The organism is Stenotrophomonas sp. 17(2023) (assembly GCF_030345315.1).
Classification (GTDB): Bacteria; Pseudomonadota; Gammaproteobacteria; order Xanthomonadales; family Xanthomonadaceae; genus Stenotrophomonas; species Stenotrophomonas acidaminiphila.
Map to the genome: position 1 here is coordinate 460,733 of NZ_CP128405.1, position 20,791 is coordinate 481,523.

General features: G+C 69.8%; 20 protein-coding genes. 10 read left to right on the forward strand and 10 right to left on the reverse strand.

Annotation, left to right across the window (positions count from 1 at the left end; genetic code table 11):
• Positions 1–98 precede the first annotated feature (98 nt).
• The 4 genes from QQA12_RS01965 (at position 99) to QQA12_RS01980 (ending at position 4,384) form a co-directional block, all read left to right on the forward strand.
• Entirely contained in the window at positions 99–1,748 is a 1,650-nt protein-coding gene (locus QQA12_RS01965; protein WP_226050612.1) for a M28 family metallopeptidase, read from the forward strand.
• 208 nt (positions 1,749–1,956) lie between these two features.
• Positions 1,957–3,243: a histidine kinase gene (locus QQA12_RS01970; RefSeq protein ID WP_056931063.1), complete on the forward strand. Its 1,287-nt coding sequence runs from the start codon at positions 1,957–1,959 to the stop codon at positions 3,241–3,243.
• Positions 3,233–4,006 carry a LytTR family DNA-binding domain-containing protein gene (locus QQA12_RS01975; protein ID WP_182212606.1) on the forward strand — a complete coding sequence of 258 codons (774 nt, stop codon included), beginning with the start codon at positions 3,233–3,235 and terminating at the stop codon, positions 4,004–4,006. Before QQA12_RS01970 ends, QQA12_RS01975 begins: the two co-directional genes overlap by 11 nt.
• Before the next feature lie 33 nt (positions 4,007–4,039).
• On the forward strand, positions 4,040–4,384 hold the full coding sequence (locus QQA12_RS01980) for a hypothetical protein (protein ID WP_054661865.1): 345 nt from the start codon (positions 4,040–4,042) through the stop codon (positions 4,382–4,384).
• A gap of 36 nt (positions 4,385–4,420) precedes the next feature.
• On the opposite strand, the gene QQA12_RS01985 is transcribed toward QQA12_RS01980, so the two are convergent.
• On the reverse strand, positions 4,421–5,023 hold the full coding sequence (locus QQA12_RS01985) for a hypothetical protein (RefSeq protein WP_054661868.1): 603 nt from the start codon (positions 5,021–5,023) through the stop codon (positions 4,421–4,423).
• Positions 5,024–5,352: 329 nt separating this feature from the next.
• Between QQA12_RS01985 and QQA12_RS01990 the strand changes: the two genes are divergently transcribed.
• Entirely contained in the window at positions 5,353–6,276 is a 924-nt protein-coding gene (locus QQA12_RS01990; protein ID WP_226050495.1) for an oxygenase MpaB family protein, read from the forward strand.
• Positions 6,277–6,360: 84 nt separating this feature from the next.
• Here the strand turns inward: QQA12_RS01990 and QQA12_RS01995 are convergent, their stop codons facing one another.
• On the reverse strand, positions 6,361–8,463 hold the full coding sequence (locus QQA12_RS01995; protein ID WP_226050494.1) for a M13 family metallopeptidase: 2,103 nt from the start codon (positions 8,461–8,463) through the stop codon (positions 6,361–6,363).
• A gap of 305 nt (positions 8,464–8,768) precedes the next feature.
• Between QQA12_RS01995 and QQA12_RS02000 the strand changes: the two genes are divergently transcribed.
• Positions 8,769–11,702 (forward strand): EAL domain-containing protein, encoded by a 2,934-nt coding sequence (locus tag QQA12_RS02000; protein ID WP_226050493.1) that lies wholly within the window; start codon positions 8,769–8,771, stop codon positions 11,700–11,702.
• Here QQA12_RS02000 and QQA12_RS02005 read toward each other — a convergent pair.
• On the reverse strand, positions 11,694–12,602 hold the full coding sequence (locus QQA12_RS02005) for a LysR family transcriptional regulator (protein ID WP_226050492.1): 909 nt from the start codon (positions 12,600–12,602) through the stop codon (positions 11,694–11,696). The genes QQA12_RS02000 and QQA12_RS02005 overlap by 9 nt on opposite strands.
• Before the next feature lie 100 nt (positions 12,603–12,702).
• Here QQA12_RS02005 and QQA12_RS02010 point away from each other — a divergent pair, with 100 nt between their 5' ends.
• Together QQA12_RS02010 and QQA12_RS02015 are read left to right on the forward strand one after the other, a co-directional pair.
• On the forward strand, positions 12,703–13,500 hold the full coding sequence (locus QQA12_RS02010) for a class III extradiol ring-cleavage dioxygenase (RefSeq protein WP_056931068.1): 798 nt from the start codon (positions 12,703–12,705) through the stop codon (positions 13,498–13,500).
• A 116-nt stretch (positions 13,501–13,616) separates the two neighbouring features.
• Positions 13,617–15,263: a Na+/H+ antiporter gene (locus tag QQA12_RS02015; protein ID WP_056931069.1), complete on the forward strand. Its 1,647-nt coding sequence runs from the start codon at positions 13,617–13,619 to the stop codon at positions 15,261–15,263.
• A 66-nt stretch (positions 15,264–15,329) separates the two neighbouring features.
• On the opposite strand, the gene QQA12_RS02020 is transcribed toward QQA12_RS02015, so the two are convergent.
• Positions 15,330–15,575 (reverse strand): DUF3297 family protein, encoded by a 246-nt coding sequence (locus QQA12_RS02020; protein WP_054661887.1) that lies wholly within the window; start codon positions 15,573–15,575, stop codon positions 15,330–15,332.
• Between the two features lie 118 nt (positions 15,576–15,693).
• On the opposite strand from QQA12_RS02020, the gene QQA12_RS02025 reads away from it, so the two are divergent.
• Positions 15,694–16,236, forward strand: coding sequence for a hypothetical protein (locus QQA12_RS02025; RefSeq protein ID WP_054661890.1), 543 nt, complete (start codon positions 15,694–15,696; stop codon positions 16,234–16,236).
• 27 nt (positions 16,237–16,263) lie between these two features.
• Here QQA12_RS02025 and QQA12_RS02030 read toward each other — a convergent pair whose 3' ends face one another.
• The 5 genes from QQA12_RS02030 to msrB all read right to left on the reverse strand — a co-directional run bounded on the left by QQA12_RS02030 (position 16,264) and on the right by msrB (position 19,472).
• Complete coding sequence (locus QQA12_RS02030) at positions 16,264–16,542, reverse strand: DUF4031 domain-containing protein (RefSeq protein WP_226050491.1); 279 nt, start codon at positions 16,540–16,542, stop codon at positions 16,264–16,266.
• 14 nt (positions 16,543–16,556) lie between these two features.
• A complete protein-coding gene (locus tag QQA12_RS02035; RefSeq protein ID WP_226050490.1) occupies positions 16,557–17,036 on the reverse strand; it encodes a hypothetical protein in 480 nt (159 codons plus the stop codon).
• A gap of 80 nt (positions 17,037–17,116) precedes the next feature.
• On the reverse strand, positions 17,117–18,073 hold the full coding sequence (motB, locus tag QQA12_RS02040; RefSeq protein ID WP_226050489.1) for a flagellar motor protein MotB: 957 nt from the start codon (positions 18,071–18,073) through the stop codon (positions 17,117–17,119).
• 3 nt (positions 18,074–18,076) lie between these two features.
• Entirely contained in the window at positions 18,077–18,931 is an 855-nt protein-coding gene (gene motA, locus QQA12_RS02045) for a flagellar motor stator protein MotA (protein ID WP_054661902.1), read from the reverse strand.
• Positions 18,932–19,004: 73 nt separating this feature from the next.
• On the reverse strand, positions 19,005–19,472 hold the full coding sequence (gene msrB, locus QQA12_RS02050; RefSeq protein ID WP_054661905.1) for a peptide-methionine (R)-S-oxide reductase MsrB: 468 nt from the start codon (positions 19,470–19,472) through the stop codon (positions 19,005–19,007).
• Positions 19,473–19,597: 125 nt separating this feature from the next.
• Between msrB and QQA12_RS02055 the strand changes: the two genes are divergently transcribed.
• On the forward strand, positions 19,598–19,975 hold the full coding sequence (locus QQA12_RS02055; RefSeq protein WP_226050488.1) for a classical arabinogalactan protein 4: 378 nt from the start codon (positions 19,598–19,600) through the stop codon (positions 19,973–19,975).
• 150 nt (positions 19,976–20,125) lie between these two features.
• Here the strand turns inward: QQA12_RS02055 and QQA12_RS02060 are convergent, their stop codons facing one another.
• Positions 20,126–20,605 (reverse strand): winged helix-turn-helix transcriptional regulator, encoded by a 480-nt coding sequence (locus tag QQA12_RS02060; protein ID WP_054661911.1) that lies wholly within the window; start codon positions 20,603–20,605, stop codon positions 20,126–20,128.
• Between the last annotated feature and the right edge of the window lie 186 nt (positions 20,606–20,791).

Sequence of the window (20,791 nt, forward strand, 5' to 3'; positions counted from 1 at the left end):
TGTGCCGGAACCGGCCGTTGCCCATGCGTTACGGCACTGCCCGGGTGGCCGTGGCGCTGGCTACACTCCACCGGTTGTTCGACCCACTGGAGATGGATGTGAAGCGAATCGTGATCAGCCTGCTGGCGATGTCGGTATCCACCGCATTGATGGCCGCCCCGCCCAAGTTCGACGGCGCGCGGATTTCCGCCGATGTGAAGGAGCTGGCCTCCGACGCCTATGAGGGCCGTTCGCCGGCCACCGCCGGCGAGGAAAAGACCATCGCCTACCTGAGCCGCCAGTTCGCCGACGCCGGCCTGCAGCCCGGTGGCGACCTGAAGGACGGCAAGCGCCTGTGGACCCAGGCGGTGCCGTTGCTCAAGGGCGACATCGTCGGCACCCCGCAGCTGGCAGTGTCCAGCAAGGGCACACCGCAGGCGCTGACCCAGGGCCAGGAGATCGCCGTGCGCGCGGCCATGAATGGCGACAGCGCGGTGGCGATCAAGGACGCGCCGCTGGTGTTCGTCGGCTATGGCGTGAAGGCCCCGGAGCGCAACTGGGACGACTTCAAGGGCGTGGACCTGAAGGGCAAGATCGCGGTGGTGCTGATCAACGACCCGGACTTCGAGAGCGGCGTCGGCGATTTCGATGGCAAGGGCATGACCTATTACGGCCGCTGGACCTACAAGTACGAGGAAGGCGCGCGCCAGGGTGCGGCGGGCGTGCTGATCGTGCACGAGACCGCGCCGGCCTCCTATGGCTGGGCGACGGTGGCCGGTTCCAATACCAACACCATGTTCGACGTGGTGCGCGACAACCCGGCCGCGGCGCACCCGCCGCTGGAAGGCTGGATCCAGCGCGACCTGGCGGTGGACCTGTTCAAGCGCGCCGGCCTGGACTTCGAGGCGCTGAAGACGCAGGCGCAGTCGCGCGACTTCCGCCCGGTGGAACTGAAGGGCGAGACGTTCTCGGCCGACTACGCGGTCAAGACCGAGGTCATCACCTCGCACAACGTGGTCGCGCGCCTGGAAGGCAGCAGCCACCCCGACGAGACCGTGCTCTATTCGGCGCACTGGGACCATATCGGCGTCGGCGAGCCGGACGCGCGCGGCGACCGCATCTTCAACGGCGCGCTGGACAACGCCAGCGGCACCGCGGCGCTGCTGGAGCTGGCCCGCGGCTTCGCCAAGGCGCCGCGCCCGCAGCGTTCGGTGGTGTTCCTGGCGGTCACCGCCGAGGAAAAGGGCCTGCTGGGCTCCGAGTACTACGCCAGCCACCCGCTGTATCCGCTGGGCAAGACCGTCGCGCTGATCAACATGGACGGCATGGCGCCGTTCGGGCCGTCGCGTGATTTCGGCATCTACGGCTCGGCGCGTTTCGAGCTGCTGGACCAGCTCAAGGACGTGGCCAGGGGCTGGGACATCCGCTACACCCCGGACCCGAAGCCCGAGGCCGGCCTGTTCTTCCGCTCCGACCACTTCCCGTTCGCCAAGCGCGGCGTGCCGGCGCTGTCGTATTCGGCCGGGCAGGACTGGATCGACGGCGGCGTGGCGGCCGGCAAGAAGGCCGCCGACGACTACACCGCCAGGCGCTACCACCAGCAGGGCGACGAATGGCAGCCCGACTGGACCTTCGCCGGCGCCGCGCGCGACCTGGAAGTGGTGTACACGCTCGGCGAACAGCTGGCCAACTCCCGTGCCTGGCCGAACTGGAGCGTGGGCGAGCCGTTCCGCGCCACCCGCGACGCCAGCGCCGACCAGCGTCGCTGAGCATCGCCGGCAGCGCCCTTCGTGCCGGGAACGGCGCGGAGGCTCCGCGGACGCCGCCCGTGATGGGCGGCGTCCGTCGTTTGCGTCGCCCGTTTCCGGCCGCGGCCGGCGGCCTTCGTCGCCCGGATCGCGGGTTTCGTCGCATGCCGCTTGTCTGCCGCGGCCCAGCGCCTATGCTCGCCAGCACTGTCCAGCCGGGAACGCCGCGATGATCGCCAGCCTGTGGTTCTGCCTCCGCATCCTGCTGGCCTGGGTGCTGGCGCTGGTGGCGCTGGCCATCGTCTGGGGGCATCTGTTCGGTGGCCCGGGCACGGTGTTCGCGCTGCTGGTGATCGGCGCGCTGGCGATGGCCGCGGTCAACATCGCCAGCCACCTGCGCCGGGTCAAGCTGGTGGCCGGGCGGCTGGACCACGACAGCCTGTCCAGCCGCCTGCAGCGCCGGATCGAACTGCCGTTCGACGCCGCGCAGGCCTTCGCCCTGGTCGAATCGGTGGTCGCCGGGCTGCCGCGGGTGGTGGACGTGGAAAGCTCGCCCGCCAGCCTGCAGGTACGGGCCCGGATCGCGCGCTCGGACCCGGGCAAGGCGCCGCCGCCGTCGCGCTGGAACCCGCTGGCATGGCTGGCGGTGCGGCACGACCGGGTCTCGGCCACGGTCACCCCGGGGCAGGGCACGAGCAGTGTGACGCTGTTGTTCGAGCCCGATGCCGGTGCCTGGGTGGACCTGCTGCTGGCCGACGAGGGCAGCAACCGCGAGAACGCCGAAGCGGTCAGCCGCGCGATGAGCCAGCGCGTGGCCGAGCAGCGCCGCGACGAGCGCGAATCGGCCGCGCGCGCCGAGGCCGAGAAGGAGCTGAGCGTGGCGCGCCTGAACCTGCTGCACGCGCAGGTCGAGCCCCACTTCCTGTACAACACCCTGGCCAACGCGCAGGTGCTGACCCGCACCGATCCCGAACGTGCCGAGCGCATGCTCGGTCATCTCATCCAGTACCTGCGCAGCTCGCTGCCCGGCATCGACCAGTCGTTGTCGACCCTGGGGCAGGAGCTGGAACGGGTGCAGGCCTACCTGGAGATCCTGCGCATCCGCATGGGCGCGCGGCTGGTGGTGCGGATCGACGTGCCCGATTCCCTGCAGGACGTCGCGCTGCCGTCGATGGCGCTGCAGACCCTGGTGGAAAACGCGATCAAGCACGGGCTGGAGCCCAAGCCCGGCGGCGGCACGATCTGGGTGCTCGCGCGCGAGAGCGATGGCCAGGTCCACCTCACCGTCGCCGACGACGGCCAGGGCGTGGGCGGCAGCAGCGGCGGTACCGGCATCGGCCTGAAGAACCTGCGCGAACGCCTGCGCCTGAGCTGCGGGCCGCAGGCCGGCTTCGCCCTGGTATCCAACTTCCCCAGCGGCGCGGCGGCCACCATCACCCTGCCGCGCAGGCCGCCCGCGGCGCGGGCCGCGCCGGTCGCCGCCACCCACGTGCCGGAGCTGCCCCATGCAACTTGATGCCCTGGTCGCCGAGGACGAACCGCTGCTGCGCCAGGCGCTGGTCGCGCAACTGCAGCGGCTGTGGCCGGAACTGCGGATCGTCGCCGAGTGCGAGGATGGCGCCGCCGCGCTGGAAATGCTGGAAACGCTGCGGCCGGACCTGGCCTTCCTCGACATCCGCATGCCCGGCGTCACCGGTATCGATGTCGCCCGCGCGCTGGAGACGCTCAGTCCGCGCACCCAGGCGGTGTTCATCACCGCCTACGACCAGTACGCGATCGATGCGTTCGAGCGCGGCGCGGTCGATTACCTGCTCAAGCCGGTGGCCGACGAGCGCCTGCTGGCCACCCGCCAGCGGGTGCTCGCGCGGGTGCAGGCCGGGGCACCGGACCGGCAGCTGCTTGACCAGCTGCTGGACCAGCTGGCGCGGCGTCCGGCCGTTGCCGGCGCCGTGCCGCCGCCGGCCTGGATCACCGCCAGCAACGGCCGCGAGACCCGGCTGGTGATGCTGGAGGACGTGCTGTATTTCCGCGCCGACAGCAAGTACACCGCGGTGGTCACCGCCGACGAGGAACTGCTTTTGCGCAGTTCGCTGCGCGAACTGGCGCAGGTGCTGGACCCGCAGTGTTTCCGCCAGGTGCACCGTTCCAGCATCGTCAACATGAAGGCGGTGGCCGCGGTGAGCCGCGACGACAGCGGGCGCGGCGTACTGCGGCTGAAGAACCGCAGCGAGACGCTGGTGGTCAGCCAACCGTTCATGAGCCTGTTCCGCGGCATGTGAGTCCCTGCCTGCGGGCGTACAAGGAGAAGTGCCATGCAGTACCTGACTTTCCTGCTCGGCAGCCTGATGGCGATGCTGGGCTACCGCGAACCGCAGGGGCACACGTCGATCGTGCGTGTCAGCGGCGAACAGGCCGTGCTCAGCCGCACCACGGTGTCCGGCGACCACGCCCGCTTCCAGTGCCTGCAGAGCGAAAGCGGCAACTGCTTCTACCGGCTCTACCGCGAGCACTGCCGTGAACAGCCCGGCGGCGAACTATGCCAGCGCCAGGCGCTTGGCGATTTCAGCCTGGTGGTCGGCGGCGTGCGCGACGTGCAGGGGTTGCCGGCCGGCTTCGGCCAGCAGGTGCGCGCGCGCAATGCGCAACGCCGCGACTGAGCGCGGCGTTGCGGGAGCGATGCGGCGGCAGCGGGATCAGAACGCCGGTTGCAGGCGCAGCCCGTCGTCGCCGATGTGGTTGAGCTTGCCGACCAGTTCCGAATGCTGCCGCATGCGGCCCAGCTCGCGCATGATGCGGATGTCCTCGTGGCGCAGTTCGCGCCGGGACGCCACCGCCTGCTTGTAGTCGAGTACTTCGGGGTAGTGCCGGGCCATCTCCAGCGCTTCGGCCACGGTTTCCACGCTGTCGGCGTCGGAGCTGATCCGTGCGCGGCTGTTGAAGGCCTTCATCCAGCGCTCGAAGCCGGCGGTATGGTCGAACATGTTGGCCATGAACCAGATCACGAACAGGATCGACACCCACGAGCCGAACACGATCACCACGCGGGTGAAGGTGATATGGAAATCGTCGCGCCACAGGTAGTTGGTGATCAGCCCGAGGATCAGCAGCGACGCCGCCTGCCAGAGCACGATGGACGCCATCAGCCACTGGCACTTGGCCTTGGCCAGTACCGCCACCTCGTCGCGTATCTGTTCGTCGCTGAGGTTCTTCCAGTGCGCGACCTGCTTCTCGAACGGACTGCGGTACAGCTCATTGTCCTGCAGCAACAAACCCAAACCCTTGAACAACGCGATCATGTGGAGCTCCTTGCAGATACTGGCTGGAACGAGCGACGGATACGGCGTGGAACGATCTGGCGGTTCCAGTTCTAGCACTTTCATGCGGCTTGGCAATGGGCGCGATGCGACGACGCCTGCGCGGCGGCGTTGCCGGGCGCCTGCATGGCCCCGGCTTTTTGCGGCGCGTCATCGTGCAAGTGGCGGAATCAGAAATCGAAAGCGCATCGGCATGCTGCGGACGCACATGGCGTGGGCGGTGGCCGGCGGCCAACCCGGGGGCGCCGCGCCCGGCTGCGCGCCGCCGCGGCCGCGGCCGGCGTGCGCGGCCGTTCCACTACGATATCCGCATGTCGTTCCTGTCCGCCCCCGTGTCATCGGCCGCCACCGCGCAGATCCGGCGCTGGGTGCTCGATGCCTTCCCGCGCGACCGCAGCGGCATCGATTACGACGCGCCGCCGGGCGACCCGGGCTGGTTCGGCCCCGACAGCGTGACCTGGCGCATCCACTCCGAATTCCCGGGCATGCTCGCCGGCGGCCTGTGCGCGCTGATGCTGCAGTTGCTGCACCCGCGCGCGCTGGCCGGCGTCTACGACCATTCCAACTTCCGCCAGGACCTGGTCGGGCGCCTGCGCCGCACCACCGCGTTCGTGGCCGGCACCAGCTACGCGCCGGCGGCGGAGGTGGAAGCACTGGTCGGGCGGGTGCGGCGGATCCACGTGCGCGTGGCCGGCACCCTGCCCGATGGCCGCGCCTATGCCGCCGACGATCCGGAACTGCTCACCTGGGTGCATGTCACCGAAGCCTACGGCTTCCTCGAGGGCTGCCGCCGCTATTGCCGCGACGTGCCCGAGCCCATCGCCGACCGCTACTACGACGAGTACCGGCGCGTGGCCGAGGCGCTGGGCGCGCGTGCGGTACCGGCGAGCCAGGCACAGGTGCGCGCGTACTTCGCCGCACGGCAGCCGCAACTGCACATGGACGCGCGTTCGCGCGAGGTGCTGGCGGTGCTCGAGGGCGTGCGCCTGCCGGTACCGTTGCCCGGGGCATCGCGCGACCTGTTCCTGGCCGCGGGCGCGGCATTGTTGCCGGACTGGGCACCGCCGCTGCTCGGCCGTGACCGCCGCGGCCAGCGCCTGCGTGCGGCGCTCGCCGCACGCCTGCTGCGCGGGTCGGCGCCCTTGTTCCGCGCCGCGCTGGGCGACGGCATCGCCGCACGCGCCTGCCAGCGCATGGGACGCGACCCGCAGTCACTGCTGCACTGGCCAGCGTGACCGGCCAAGCCCGGGGTCAGGGTCGGATCGCCACCCGCACGACCCGGCTCCGACCCCGTGCTGCGCCTGCCAACCAGCGCCGCGTTACCAGACCTTGACCCGCTTGTCCGGCGCCAGGTACAGGGCCTGGCCTTCCTTGACCCCGAATGCCGGATACCACGCATCGAGATTGCGCACGGTCAGCGTGCGGAACTGGCCCGGCGCATGCACGTTGGTCAGCAGCGAATTGCGCAGTGCCTGCTCGCGCATCTTGCTGCGCCAGGCCTGGGCGAAGCCGAGGAAGAAGCGCTGGTCCGGGGTGAAGCCTTCCAGGTCCTGCGCCGGCTTGCCCTGCTGCGCCATGCGGTAGGCATCATGGGCGGTCGCCAGCCCGGCCACGTCGGCGATGTTCTCGCCCAGGGTCAGGCGGCCATTGACGTGCACGCCCGGGAACGGCGCGTAGCTGCTGAACTGCGCGGCCAGCGCGTCGCCGGCGGCGTTGAACTGCTTCAGGTCTTCGGCCGTCCACCAGTTGTGCAGCCTGCCGGTCTCGTCGAACAGCGCGCCGGCGTTGTCGAAGCCATGGCTGATCTCGTGGCCGATCACCGCGCCGATGGCACCGTAGTTCACCGCATCGTCGGCCGCCGGGTCGAAGAACGGCGGCTGCAGGATCGCGGCCGGGAACACCAGGCGGTTTTCCAGCGGCACGTTCATGGCATTGATGGTCTGCGGCAGCATCGCCCATTCGCCGCGGTCGACCGGCTGGCCGAGCTTGGCGATGTTGCGCCGGTACTCGAACAGCGCCGCGCGCTGCGCGTTGCCCAGCGCGTCGTCGCGCTTCACCTCGAGTGCGCCGTAGTCGCGCCATTTGTCCGGGTAGCCCATGCCGACCTTGAGCCCGGCCACCTTGGCCTGTGCGTGCGCCTTGGTCTGCGGCGACATCCATTCAAGCGCATCGATGCGCTTGGCGAAGGCGGCGATGATGTTCCGGGCCATCTCGTCCGCGCGTGCCTTGGTGGCAGCGTCGAAATGGCGCTCGACGTAAAGCTTGCCGACCGCCTCGCCGATGGCGTTGTTGGTCTCGCTGACCGCGCGCTTCCAGCGTTCGCTCTGCTGCGGGGTACCGCTCATCGCGGTGCCGTGGAAGGCGAAGTGCGCATCGGCGAACGCCTTGGGCAGGTACGGTGCGGCCTCGTCCAGGGCGTGGAACGCCAGGTATTCCTTCCACGTGTCCAGCGGCTCGCTGGCGACCAGCTTCGACAACCCGGCCACCGCCCGGGGCTGCCAGACGATGAAGTCCTGCTGCGCCGACAGCCCGGCCGCATCCAGGAACGCCGCCCAGTCCATGCCCGGCGCCTTCGCCGCCAGATCGGACTGTTTCCAGGCATTGGCGCCCTTCTCCACGTCGTTGGTCTCCTCCTGGGTGGCATGCGCGCGCGCGATCCTGGTTTCCAGCGCGACGATGCGCGCGGCCTTGGCCGCGGCGGCGCTGTCGCCGGACAATTCCAGCAGCCGGGCGACATAGCCCTCGTAGGCCGTGCGCAGTTCGGCCATGCGCCCGCCCTCCAGGTAGAAGTCGCGGTCGGGCATGCCCAGTCCGCCCTGCACCAGGTAGGGCACGTTGCGGTCCGGCTGCAGCAGGTCCACCGACACCCAGACGCCGAACAGGTGCGGGGTGTAGAAGTTGGTGGCATTGAGCAGGTCGACGTCGGCACGCAGGCTGGCGCCCAGGGTCCGTGCCAGCGCCTGCCGGTCGGCGATGGCTGCGATGGCCTGCAGCTGTGGCTGCACCGGTGCCACGCCGCGCGCCTCGATGCCGGCTTCGTCCATGAACGCGGCGTAGTAGTCGCCGATCCTGCGCGCATCGCCGTCGCTGGCGCGGGTGGCTTCCTCCAGGATCGCGCGGGTATCGCCCAGGGTCTTCTCGTAGATGATGTTGAAGCTGCCGAAGCTGGAACGGTCGGCCGGGATCCCGGTGCGCTGCACCCACTGGCCGTTGGCGAAGTCGAAGAAGTTGTCGCCGGCGGCCACGCTGCGGTCCATGCCGGAGACGTCGAAGCCGAAGCTGCCCAGCTGCGCCCTGGCCACGGCAGCCGGCGCGGCGGTGGCTGCCGTGGTCTGTCCGGCGGGAGCGTTGTCGCCGCCGCAGCCGCTCAGCGACAGCGCGGACCCGAGAGCGAGTGCGAGGATCGAACGTTGCAGGGCCATGCTGGCTCCGGATTCTGGGATGGAGTGCGCAGTCTAGTGCCACGCCTGCGATGTCGCCTTGCCGATTCGGGTACTTGTCGCGTGCCAAGTCTTCCCGTCGGGGGCGTTTGTACTGCATGCTGTCGAACGGACATCGATAGCGGCTTCCGTGGGAGGACGGTCGTCGCATTGCGTGCGTGCGGCGCAGCGCCAGTGAAGCGGCTGGCCGCGGGCGGCCGGCGGTTTCCGATGGCACGGCGGACAACGAACGAGACCATGCACGCAGAGCGAATGCTGACGCAGGGAAGATGCCGGTGCCCCGGGGCATGAGCCAGCCCCTGCGCCAGGTCGCCGTGTTCGGCGCCGTGATCGCGCTGCTGCTGGCGGCGACCCTGGCGATCATGTTGTGGAACGACCGCGGCAGCCGCCTGCAGGCCGCGCAGCGCCAGAGCATGGCGCTGGCGACCGGCAGCGACCGCCTGCTGCGGGCGGAACTGACCACCATGGAACGTGCGCTGCGCGGCGCCGCCCGCGACGGCCGCGAGTACTACCGGCAGGTGCCGGAGCGCGCGCCGGCGCTGCTGGCCGCCAGCGTGCGCGGCACGCTCGAACGCAATACCGACCTGGCCGCGATCACCGTGGTCGACGACGCCGGCATGCCGCTGTTCGAAGGCCGCGGCGATCCGACGCTCGCGCAGTGGGTGGTGCCGGAGAACCGCGTACTGGCCGGCGAGCTGTACGTGGGTGGGCTGGAGGCGCTTCCCGGTGGCGGCATGGTGCTGTTGACCGCGGTGCCGGTACAGCCGGGCCAGTGGCTGCTGGCACGGGTGCGCCTGGCGGTGTTCCAGCGGGTGGTCAGTGGCCTGGATACCGGCCGCAGCGGCGTGGTCTCGATCAGCAGCCGCCAGGGCGCGCTGCTGGCGCACAGCCTGGATCCATCGGCGGTGGAGCGGCCGTTGCCGCGCCCGATACGCCCGCTGCCCGGGGCCGACCAGGTGCAGGCGCTGGGGGTGACGACCAGCCAGATGGACGGCGTGCGCCGCGTCGTCGCGGTGAGCGCGCCGCGCGATTACCCGCTGGTCCTGTTCGCCGGCCTGTCCTATGACGAGGTCATGGCACCGTGGCGTACGTATTTCTATGTCGCCTGCGGCATCTACCTGCTGTACCTGTGCGGGTTCGCGTATCTGTACGGCAGCATGCGCCGTGGTGCGCAGCGCCAGGCGCGGCTGGCCGACGAGCTGCGCGCCGGCGCGGCGGAACTGGCGCTGGCGCACCAGGTCGGCAAGGTGGGGACATGGTCGATCGACCGCAAGGACGGCATCCTGCACTGGTCGGCGCTGACCCGGCGGATGTTCGCGTTGCCGGTACGGCATGCGCGGCTGGAAGAGTTCTACGACCACGTGCACGAGGAAGACCGCCCGTGGCTGCGCGAGCAGGTCCGGCAGGCGACGGAGGCCGGGCGTGCGGTGAACGCGCTGTTCCGCCTGGTGCTGCACGACGGCTCGGTGCGCTGGCTGTCGGCGCGGGGCGAGCGCGTACAGGAGCTGGGGCCGCATCCGCGCATGACCGGTGCGGTCACCGACATCACCGAGCGGGTGCGCAGCGAAGCCCGCGTGCAGCGTGCCGAGCACCAGTTCCGCCTGGTGTTCGACCGTAATCCCGCGCCGTTCTGGATCTTCGACCTGGACACGCTGCAGTTCCTGGAAGTGAACCAGGCCGCGATCGATCAGTACGGTTACAGCCGCGAGGAATTCCTCGCCATGAGCATCCTCGACATACGCCCGGAGGAGGCCAGGGAGGAAATCCAGCGCACGCTGGAGGAGTCCCGGGACGGCAGTTCGCCGGCACCGCAGGTGCGCGTGCACCGGCGTCGCGACGGCAGTCGGTTCGAGGTGCTGGCGCACCTGGCGCGGCTGGAGTTCGATGGTCGCCCGGCCTGCCTGGTGCTGGCCGAGGACGTCAGCCAGCGGCTGGCCTACGAGCGCGACCTGGCCTGGCGTGCCAGCCACCACCCCGGCACCGGCCTGCTGACGATCGAAGCGCTGGCCGAGCGGCTGGACGCCGGCGGTGCCGGCTACACCATCCTGCATGCGCAACTGCGCGGGCTGCAGATGGTCACCGACACGCTGGGCCGCGAAGCCGGCGACGAGGTCCTGCAGGCGATGGTTGCCCGGCTCGATACGCTGGGCGCGCGCTACGGCCTGCTTGCGTACCAGCCGGCCGAGGATTTCGTGCTGGCGGTGGCCGACGGACACGATCCGCAACAGGCACTGGAGGCGCTGCGCGAGGCGGTGTCCGAACCGGTGCGCGGCCGCGACTCCTTCCACCAGCTGGAACCGCGCATCGGCGTGGCCGGCAACCCTGGCGATGGCGCGAGTGCCGACCTGGTATTGGGGCGCGCGGCGCAGGCGGCCCATGCCGCCCGCGAGAACGGGGTGGTCGTGCTGCGCTTCGATCACGCGCTGGCACAGCGCCACGCCGACCGCCTGCAACTGGCCGGGCGCATCCACCTGGCCATCGAACGCGACGAGTTCGAACTGTATTTCCAGCCGATCCGGCATGCCGTCGATGGTTCGCCGGCGCTGCTGGAAGCGCTGCTGCGCTGGCCGCAGCCCGATGGCAGCTTCATCCCCCCGTCGGACTTCATCCAGCTGTGCGAGGACACCGGCCAGATCATCGCGCTGGGGCGCTGGGTGATCCGTGCGGCCGCGCGCGCCGGACGCGTGCTGGCCGACAACGGCTGGGCCGGGCTGCCGATCGCGGTCAACGTCTCGGCGGTGCAGCTGTTCAACAGCGACCTGGTCGGCGAGTTCACCCACGCCGCCGCCGAGCACGGGCTGCCGCGGGGCGCGCTGCAGATGGAGCTGACCGAGAGCAGCCTGATGCGCAATCCGGCGCAGGCGATGCAGGTGCTGGAGAGCCTGAGCGCCCATGGCATCGCGGTGGCCCTGGACGACTTCGGTACCGGCTTTTCCAGCATGTCCTACCTGCAGCACCTGGCGCTGGATTCGCTGAAGATCGACCGCGCGTTCGTCGCCGACGTGGAACGCAACCCGCGCAATGCCGCCATCTGCCGCGCGCTGTTGTCGCTGGGGCACAGCATGGGGTTGGTGGTGATCGCCGAGGGCGTGGAGACCGAAGGCCAGCTCGACTGGCTGGTGGCGCACGGCTGCGACCAGGTGCAGGGTTATCTGCTGGGCCGGCCGATGCCGTTGCGCGATCTGCTGGCGCTGCTGGCCCTGGTGCCCGACTCAGCGTGAGCCCGGGCCGGCCGCGTCCGTGCCGAGCCGTTCCACCAGGTAGTCGATGAAGCTGCGTACCTTCGGCGCCAGGTGGCTGCGGCTGGCGTAGAGCGCATGGATGCCGACCGGCGGCAGTTGCCAGTCCGGCAGCACCGTGACCAGGCGGCCATCGGCCAGGGCCTGGCCGACGATGAAATCCGGCTGCGCGATGATGCCCATGCCGGCGATGGCCGCCTCGCGCAGTACCTCGCCGTTGTTGGCGCGCATGCGCGCGGCCACCGGCACGCTCGCTTCGCCCTGCGGCCCCTGCAGGTGCCAGCTGTCGCCCCCGGCCCAGTAGCTGTAGGCCAGGCATGCGTGCCGCGACAGGTCGTCCGGGCGCTCCGGGGTGCCATGCCGCGCCAGGTAGGCCGGTGCGGCGCACAGCACGATCGCTGCTTCGGCCAGGCGCCGGGCGATCAGCGAGGGCGCCGGCTGGCGGGTGATGCGGATCGCCAGGTCGAAGCCTTCCTCGACCATGTCCACCTGCCGGTCGGACAGCGACAGGTCCAGTTCCACCTGCGGGTGGCGCTCGGCATAGCCGGGCAGCAGCGGCGCCAGGCGGGCGATGCCATAGCTGACCGGCGCATTGATCCGCAGCCGGCCCGAAGGCTGCAGCGCCTGCGCACCGACCGAGGCCTCGAGCGCGTCGAACTCGGCCAGCAGCTGCACGCAGCGCTGGTAGTAGGCGGTGCCGATGCTGGTCGGGCTGACCCGCCGCGTGGTGCGGTTGAGCAGGCGCGCGGACAGGCGCCTTTCCAGTGCGGCGACCTGCCGGGTGACGGCGGCGGTGGACAGGTCCAGGGCCTGGGCGGCGGCGCTGAAACCATTGCGCTCGACCACCGCGACGAACACCCGCATGGCATCGATGGTGTCCATTGTTTCCGCTTTGGCAATAAAACGTTGATGCCGAGGTTATTTGTTGCCGGGTGCCACGGCAATAACCTGTATGGCATCGCATCCTCCCCTGGAGTCCCCCATGCCATCGACATCGCTGCCGTCCCTGTACATCTCCCATGGATCGCCGATGACCGCGCTGCAGCCCGGTGCGGTGGGGCCGCGCCTGGCCGAACTGGCTGCCGCGCTGCCGCGCCCGCGGGCCATCGTGATGGCCTCGGCGCACTGGCTGGGCCGCACGCCCACGGTATCGGCGGCGGAGCGGCCGCGGACCATCCACGATTTCGGCGGCTTTCCCGAGGCGCTGTACCAGCTGCAGTACCCGGCGCCGGGTGCGCCGGAACTGGCGCAGGACGTGGCGGCGCGGCTGGCCGCGGCCGGGCTGTCGCCGGTGATCGACCCGCAGCGCGGGCTCGACCACGGCGCCTGGGTGCCCCTGCGCTTCCTTTACCCGCAGGCCGACATCCCGGTGCTGCAGCTGTCGATCCAGCCGGCGCTGGGGCCCGCGCACCAGTGGGCGATGGGCCGTGCGCTGGCGCCGCTGCGCGGCGACGGCGTGCTGCTGGTCGGCTCGGGAAGCATCACCCACAACCTGCACGACTGGCACCACTACGCGCAGGGCGGACAGGCGCCGTACGTCCTTCCGTTCATCCAGTGGGTGGAGCAGAAACTGCACGCCGACGACGTGCCGGCGCTGCTGGACTACCGCCGGCAGGCGCCGTTCGCCGAACAGGCGCACCCCACCGACGAGCACCTGCTGCCGCTGCATTTCGCCATGGGCGCGGCCGGCACCGACCGGCTCGGCGCACGCCGCATCGATGCCGGCATCGACATGGGCTTCCTGGCGATGGACATCTACCGCTTCGACGGCGCGGCATAGGTCCGGACCTTCCTCCACGGATGGCCGCCGCCCCCATCGGCGGCGGCGCGTGCCTGTGATAGTTTTTCCGCGTTGTTCAACCCGTCGCTGCCATGGTGGCGACTTCGTGGAGAGGCATGCACACGATCGAAGTCGTTCTGGCGATGCTGGTGGCGGTGGTCGCCAGCGGCTACCTGGTGAGGATCCTGCCGTTCTCGCTGCCGCTGCCATTGGTGCAGATCGGCCTGGGCGCCCTGATCGCCGGCGTGTTCAAGCGCGGCCATGCGCTCGAGCCGGACATGTTCTTCCTGCTGTTCCTGCCGCCGCTGCTGTTCCTCGACGGCTGGCGCATTCCCAAGCAGGGCCTGTTCCGCGACAAGGGTGCGATCCTGGAGCTGGCATTCGGCCTGGTGGTGTTCACCGTGGTCGGCGCCGGGCTGCTGATCCACTGGCTGATCCCGGCCATGCCGCTGGCGGTGGCATTCGCGCTGGCGGCGATCGTCTCGCCCACCGATCCGGTCGCGGTGGGTGCCATCGCCTCGCGGGTGCCGATTCCCAAGCGGCTGATGCACATCCTGGAAGGCGAGTCGCTGCTCAACGACGCGTCCGGCCTGGTCTGCTTCCGCTTCGCGGTGGCCGCGGTGATGACCGGCAGTTTCTCGCTGGCGCAGGCCTCGCTGACCTTCCTGTGGGTGGCCCTCGCCGGCCTGGGCATCGGCGTGGCGGTGACCCTGGGCGTGTCCACCTTCCAGCGCTGGCTGTGGCGCAGCTTCGGCGAGGAGCCGGGCGCGGCGCTGCTGGTCAACCTGCTGATCCCGTTTGCCGCCTACCTGCTGGCCGAAGAGTTCAACGCCTCCGGCATCCTCGCCGCGGTGGCCGCCGGCATCACCATGAGCTACGTCGAGCTGACCGGCCGCATCAGCGGCAGCATGCGCGTGCAGCGCACGGCGGTGTGGAGCACCGTGCAGTTCAGCTTCAACGGCATCATCTTCGTGCTGCTCGGCGAGCAGCTGCCGGGCATCGTCCAGCGCGCGATGGACACCATCGCGGTCACCGGGCACAGCGACTGGTGGTGGCTGGCGATCTACGTGGTGGCGATCAACGCGATGCTGGTGGTGCTGCGCCTGGTATGGGTATGGCTGTCGCTGCGCTGGAACCTGCTGCGCGCGCGCTGGCGTGGCGAGGAGCGTGCGAACCAGACCTCGTGGCGGGTGGTGCTGGCGATGTCGGTGGCCGGCGTGCGCGGCGCCATCACCCTGGCCGGCGTGCTGACCCTGCCGTTGATGGTGCCCGGCGGCGAGCCGTTCCCGGCACGCGACCTGGTGATCTTCCTGGCCGCGTCGGTGATCCTGGTGTCGCTGCTCGGGGCCAGCCTGCTGCTGCCGCGGCTGCTGCGCGGGCTGGAGCTGCCCAGGGACGACGACAGCCGGCGGGTGGAGGACCTGGCCCGCAAGCTCTCGTCCAAGGCCGCGCTGGCCGCGGTGGAGAAGACCCGCCAGCAGCTGGTGGAAGGCCAGACCACCACCAACGTGCAGCTCTACAACGATGCCGCCGCGCGGGTCAGCCTGCTGTACCAGCGCAACCTGGAGAAGGGGCAGGGCCCGGACGAGGACCCGGAGATGGTGCGGCGCATGGAGCAGGCCTACCGCAGCCTGCGCACGGCCGGACTCACCGCCGAGCGCGAGGAACTGTTCCGCCTGACCCGGCATGGCCAGATACCCGACGAGGTCGCACGCAAGCTGATCCGCAACCTGGACCTGCTGGAAAGCCGGCAGCGGGACTGAGCCGGCGCCGCCGGCAGCGTCCGGCGGCGTACACGGTGGAGGCGCCCGCGCGGGGCGCCGCCGGCGTTACTTGTTCAGTTCGAGGAAATACGGCTCGACCGAGCCGGTGATCTTCAGCGTCATCGGGTTGCCGCGGCGGTCGCGGGCCTTGCCCGCCTGCACGCGGATCCAGCCTTCGCTGACCGAGTACTCCTCCACGTCATCGCGCTCGATGCCGTTGAAGCGCACGCCGACGCCGCGTTCGAGCGCGGCCGGGTCGTGGAACGGGCTGGTGGGGTTGACCGCCAGGCGGTCGGGAGGGGTATCGCTCATGTCTGTGTTCGTTGACGGCCACCGTGGCCCTCTTCATGGGCACAAGGATAACCGCTGCCGCTTCCGCTGCCGTGCGCGTGGCGGCAGAATGCGCGCCATCACGCAGTGGAGAGCCGCCATGCCCGACAACAGTGCCGATTACGAAGATTCCGACGAACTGCTGCCGACCTTCGACGAGGACGACCATCCGGCGCGGGTGTGGAACCTGCTGTGGCTGGTCAATCCCGGCGACGAGGAGGCCGCGCTGCAGCAGTTCGATGCCTGGCGCGAAGCGCGTGCCGGTGCCGAGCACGACAGCGGCGACGAGCAGTGGCTGTGGGACCTGAAGGACGCGATCGACTGGCGCTCTGGCTTCTACGTGGACTGGAAGGACATCGATTCGTTCGTGGCCGCGATCGACGAGCTGGCCGCGCGCTGGAACCTGCGCATCGACTGGGGTGGCGACCTGGACGACGAGGATTTCGCCCAGGATCTCGACGTGCCGGCACTGATGACCACCGCGCACGACCGCCTGCGCGAGCATGGCTATACGGTGTGGAACTGGAACACGGGGGGCGACGGCTACGCCGGCTGGATCGCGCTCAGCCGCGACGACGAGGCGATGCTGGCGCTGTGCTCGCTGCTGGGCGTGGAAGTACGGCCGGGCAGCGATCCGTTCTGAGCCAGGCCGCGGGCGCGGCAGGCGCGGTCACAGCGGTTGGTACTGGGCGCGGGCGTTGGCGATGACCCGCCGCACCAGGGTGCGGTCGGCATGCCGCGAGATCGCCACCGCGCCCAGCGCGATGGCGGTGTCGCGCAGCGCCGCCGGCACGTCGTAGTGCGCGCCGCTGCGGCGGTTCTGGAACGCCCGCCGCGGAATCCCGAGCTGCTGCGCCATGGCGTGCAGCTCGGGCAGGGTGTCGGCCAGCAGATGCGCCCAGCGCTCGCCGCGCCAGGGGTGTACCGCATCGTCGATATAGACCGTCACCGCCGCGCCATCGCTCAGGCCTGCGGCTTGTCGGCGGCGTCGGCCGCAGCGTCGCCGGTGCCGGTGTCCTGCGCGTCATCGCCGCCGGCCACGGCCGCGGCTTCCTCGCCTTCGACGCCCTCGAACTCGGCGACCAGGCCGGCCAGGTAGTCGTCGGCACTCTTGCCTTCGGCCGCGGCGCTGGTGTCGATCAGCTGCTGCAGCTGCTCCGAGTACTCCAGCGCGACCTTGCGGCCTTCCTTCTCCTGCACGTTGGCCAGGTGCTTGAGCATGGCCAGCATCGGCACCGGGTTGTCGGCGTTGCCCATGGTCTGGCCGCCGACGGACAGCAGCCACTGCCGCCCCTGCAGGCCGATGGCGGCGACCACCTGGCCCTCTTCGTTCACCAGCACGGCGTGGTTCTGCACCTGCTGCTGCGCGTCCAGGCGCAGGAACGGGCGGCGGGGCTGCTGCTTCTTGCGCTTGTCGCGCTTGGCTTTGGACTGCTTGGACATGATCGTTCGACAAAAGGAAACGGCCGCCATTGTAGGCGGCCGCTGCTGTGGATGCCGAACCGGCGCCGTGGCGCGGCCGTTCAGTCGACGCCGGGGCCCGGCGCCGCGCCGGCCTCGCCATTGCCGGCAGCGGGCGCGGCGACGGCCGGGGCCGGCAGCGCCGCGATCGCCGACAGTGCGGCGGCCTCGGCTTCCTTGGTCATCACCACGATGCTGATGCGGCGGTTGATCGGGTTCTGCGGGTCGGTCTTGTCGAACAGCACCGACGACGACAGCCCGACCACCCGCGCCACCTTGTCCTCGCCCATGCCGCCTTCCAGCAGGGCGCGGCGCGCGGCGTTGGCACGGTCCGCGCTCAGCTCCCAGTTGCTGTAGCCCAGCTGCGTGGAATAGGCGGTGATGTCGGTGTGGCCGCTGATGCTGATGTGGTTGGGTACCTGGTTGATGAAGTGCGACAGCTCGCGCAGGATCTCGCGCGTGTACGGCATCAGCTTGGCGCTGCCCATGTCGAACATCGGCCGGTTCTGCTTGTCCACGATCTGGATGCGCAGCCCTTCGGAGGTGATGTCCAGCAGCAGCTGGTCCTTGAACGGCTCCAGCGCCTGGCTCTTGCCGATGGCTTCCTCCAGCTCCTGCTTCAGCACCTCGAGCTGCTTCTTCTCGCGCTCGCGTTCCTCCACCGGCGTGGGGATCGACTCGCGCTGGTTCTGGAACGGGTCGTTGCTGTTTCCGCGGGAGATGTCGGTGGCACCGCCGAGCTTGATCATCGACGTGCTGGCACCGCCGGGACCGGCCATGCCCGGTGCCGGGGTGCTGCTGGTGCCGCTCAACGGGCTCGGGTTGCGGAAGTATTCGGAAATGGCCGCGCGTTCGGGCTTGCTGGTGGAGGCGAGCAGCCACATCACCAGGAAGAACGCCATCATCGCGGTGACGAAGTCGGCGTAGGCCACCTTCCACGAACCGCCGTGGTGGCCTCCGCCCTGGATCTTCTTCACGCGCCGCACGATCACCGTGGGCTTGGCATCGTTGCTGGCCATGGCTTACTTGACCGACTTCAGGTGCTGCTCGAACTCGGTGAAGCCCGGGCGCAGTGCCGACGGCACGGTCTTGCGCGCGAACTCCAGCGCGATCTTCGGGTTGTAGCCACGCAGGCAGGCCAGCAGCGCGGTCTTGACCGATTCGTAGATGCGCGAGTCCTGTTCGGCGCGGGCCTCCACCGCGGCCGCGACCGGACCGATGAAGCCATAGCCGAGCAGGATGCCGAGGAAGGTGCCGACCAGGGCGCCGGCCACGTGCGCGCCGACTTCCTTGATGTCGCCGCCGATCGAACCCATGGTGATGACGATGCCCAGCACCGCCGCGACGATGCCGAACCCCGGCAGGCCGTCGGCCACCTTGGTCAGCACGTGCGCCGGTTCCATGGCTTCGTGGTGGTGCTTTTCCAGCTCCAGCTCCAGCAGCGGCTCCAGCTCGTGCGGCTCGATGTTGGAGCCGATCATCAGCCGCAGGCAGTCGGTGATGAAGTCGATCAGGTGGTGATCGGCCTGGATCTTCGGGTAATTGGCGAAGATCGGGCTCTCGGCGGCGTTCTCGACATGCTCCTCGAGCGACATGAAACCCTCGCGGCGCGCCTTGTTGAGCAGTTCGTACAGCAGGCTCAGTACGTCCAGGTAGTCCTGCTGCTTGTAGCGCGGCCCCTTGAACACGCCGACCACGGCCTGCAGGGTCTTCTTGACCGTCTTGGCCGGGGTGCCGACCAGGAAGGCACCCAGCGCAGCGCCGCCGATGATCACCAGCTCGTAGGGCTGCCACAGCGCGCCGAGCTTTCCGTGCGCGCCGACATAGCCGCCGAGCACGCTGATGATGACGACAAGCAGACCGACGATGATGAGCATGGGGCGCGGGACACGGGAGGGGATATCCCGTTGTCGGCCGCGCCGGCCGGATCTGAAGGGGGAAAATGTGAACTCAGTCGGCGGGTGTCGCTTCGGCCCCGCCACGCCGCAACGGGTCCGGCCAGCGCTCGCCGCGGCCGACGAAGGACAGCGAAACCGAGTTCAGGCAGTGCCTTTCGAAGGTCGGCGGCGGGCCGTCCGGGAACACGTGGCCCAGATGGCTGCCGCAGCGGGCGCAGACGATTTCCGTGCGCACCATCCCGTGGCTGGTATCGCGGATGCGGCCGACATGGGCCGGGTCGAACGGGGCGAAGAAGCTCGGCCAGCCGGTGCCGGAGTCGAACTTGGTACTGGAGCGGAACAGTGGCAGGCCGCACAGCCGGCAGCAGTAGGTGCCTTCGCGCTTGTTGTCCAGGAACACGCCGCAGAACGGCGCCTCGGTGCCGTGGTGCAGCAGGACGCGCCGTTCGGCGTCGTCCAGGCCGGCGACCAGGGCGCCGCGCTGGGCGTCGTCTGGGGGAGTCAGGTCGAAAGCGGTCATGGCCGCGCCTCCATGGGGGGGGCTTCATGGTAGGGGGCGGCCGGCGCCGCTCCAACCGCCGCGGTTAACCCGCCTGCAGCGGCCAAGGTGCATCATCACCGGACATGGACCTGTGGGAGTACCCGATGAGACGGATTGCCCTGCTGTCGATTGCGATGCTGGCGGCCACCCCGGCCATGGCCCAGCTCAGGCCCGCGCCGGCACCGACCGAAACCCGGCCGGTGAGCCTGCCGCCGCCCTCGAGGCCGGCCAGCGACGCCTCCGGCCAGGCGGCCGACAACGCGCGCCTGCGCGAGCAGCTGGAACAGTCGAGTCCGGCCAACGCGGCCGCCAGGCCGAAACCGGCGGCCAGGCCGCAGACGGCCGCGGTGCCGGTGTACGACCAGCAGGGGCGACGGCTCAACGGCATGCGTCCGGCCGGTCCCGGGCGGGTGATGGACACCCGTACCGGGCGCTACCACGACACCGTGCCCAGCGGCGACGGCGTGCGCATCGTGCGCTGAGTGCCGGCAGCGCACGATGCGCGGAGCGCATGCGGCAGCCGGAACGGCCGTGCCAGGGCGCCTGCTTGCCCATTGCCGGGAGCCGGGAGCCGACGGGCGTTGCGGGTCGCGGAAATGGCGGGCCTGGCGCGTCGTGTTGCCGTCGCAGGCTCAGTCGACGATGGGCAGGCTGAGCGTTTCCTTTACTTCCTCCATCACGATGTAGCTCTTGGATTCGCGCACGTGCGGCAGGGTCAGCAGGGTGCTGCCGAGCAGCTTGCGGTAGGAGGCCATTTCGTTGATGCGTGCCTTGAGCAGGTAGTCGAAGTCGCCCGAAACCAGATGGCATTCCAGCACGTTGGGCAGCTTCAGCGCGGCACGGCGGAATTCCTCGAAGATGTCGCCCGACTTGTAGGCCAGCGAAATCTCCACGAACACCAGCAGCCCGGCCTTCACGTACTGCGGGTCCAGCCGCGCGTAGTAGCCGGTGATCACGCCCTCGCGCTCGAGCCGGCGCACGCGTTCGGTGCAGGGAGTGGTGGACAATCCCACCCGCTCGCCGAGCTCGGTGAAGGAAATGCGGCCTTCGGCCTGCAGGATGCGCAGGATCCGGCGGTCGATCTTGTCCAGCTCGCGGCTACGGGCGGCCATGGCGCTCTGCTTTGTGTGAAGGAAACGGGAAATTACCCTGTTTTATCCTTCAATACAGGAAAAAACACTGGTATGGGCTGAATATACTGCGCCGTTCATGGCCCCTGCCCGATTCGGCGCAGGGAATTGACAGGGTCAGGGCCTGCCGCCATTCCCGCCGCGCCTGCGCCGGGCGCGTGCAGGTTC

Coding starts and splice junctions, on each gene's coding strand:
- QQA12_RS01970 (WP_056931063.1), top strand. CDS start 1,957: ATGATCGCCAGCCTGTGGTTCTGCCTCCGCATCCTGCTGGCCTGGGTG.
- QQA12_RS01975 (WP_182212606.1), top strand. CDS start 3,233: ATGCAACTTGATGCCCTGGTCGCCGAGGACGAACCGCTGCTGCGCCAG.
- QQA12_RS01980 (WP_054661865.1), top strand. CDS start 4,040: ATGCAGTACCTGACTTTCCTGCTCGGCAGCCTGATGGCGATGCTGGGC.
- QQA12_RS01985 (WP_054661868.1), bottom strand. CDS start 5,023: ATGATCGCGTTGTTCAAGGGTTTGGGTTTGTTGCTGCAGGACAATGAG.
- QQA12_RS01990 (WP_226050495.1), top strand. CDS start 5,353: ATGTCGTTCCTGTCCGCCCCCGTGTCATCGGCCGCCACCGCGCAGATC.
- QQA12_RS01995 (WP_226050494.1), bottom strand. CDS start 8,463: ATGGCCCTGCAACGTTCGATCCTCGCACTCGCTCTCGGGTCCGCGCTG.
- QQA12_RS02000 (WP_226050493.1), top strand. CDS start 8,769: ATGAGCCAGCCCCTGCGCCAGGTCGCCGTGTTCGGCGCCGTGATCGCG.
- QQA12_RS02005 (WP_226050492.1), bottom strand. CDS start 12,602: ATGGACACCATCGATGCCATGCGGGTGTTCGTCGCGGTGGTCGAGCGC.
- QQA12_RS02010 (WP_056931068.1), top strand. CDS start 12,703: ATGCCATCGACATCGCTGCCGTCCCTGTACATCTCCCATGGATCGCCG.
- QQA12_RS02015 (WP_056931069.1), top strand. CDS start 13,617: ATGCACACGATCGAAGTCGTTCTGGCGATGCTGGTGGCGGTGGTCGCC.
- QQA12_RS02020 (WP_054661887.1), bottom strand. CDS start 15,575: ATGAGCGATACCCCTCCCGACCGCCTGGCGGTCAACCCCACCAGCCCG.
- QQA12_RS02025 (WP_054661890.1), top strand. CDS start 15,694: ATGCCCGACAACAGTGCCGATTACGAAGATTCCGACGAACTGCTGCCG.
- QQA12_RS02035 (WP_226050490.1), bottom strand. CDS start 17,036: ATGTCCAAGCAGTCCAAAGCCAAGCGCGACAAGCGCAAGAAGCAGCAG.
- motB (WP_226050489.1), bottom strand. CDS start 18,073: ATGGCCAGCAACGATGCCAAGCCCACGGTGATCGTGCGGCGCGTGAAG.
- motA (WP_054661902.1), bottom strand. CDS start 18,931: ATGCTCATCATCGTCGGTCTGCTTGTCGTCATCATCAGCGTGCTCGGC.
- msrB (WP_054661905.1), bottom strand. CDS start 19,472: ATGACCGCTTTCGACCTGACTCCCCCAGACGACGCCCAGCGCGGCGCC.
- QQA12_RS02055 (WP_226050488.1), top strand. CDS start 19,598: ATGAGACGGATTGCCCTGCTGTCGATTGCGATGCTGGCGGCCACCCCG.
- QQA12_RS02060 (WP_054661911.1), bottom strand. CDS start 20,605: ATGGCCGCCCGTAGCCGCGAGCTGGACAAGATCGACCGCCGGATCCTG.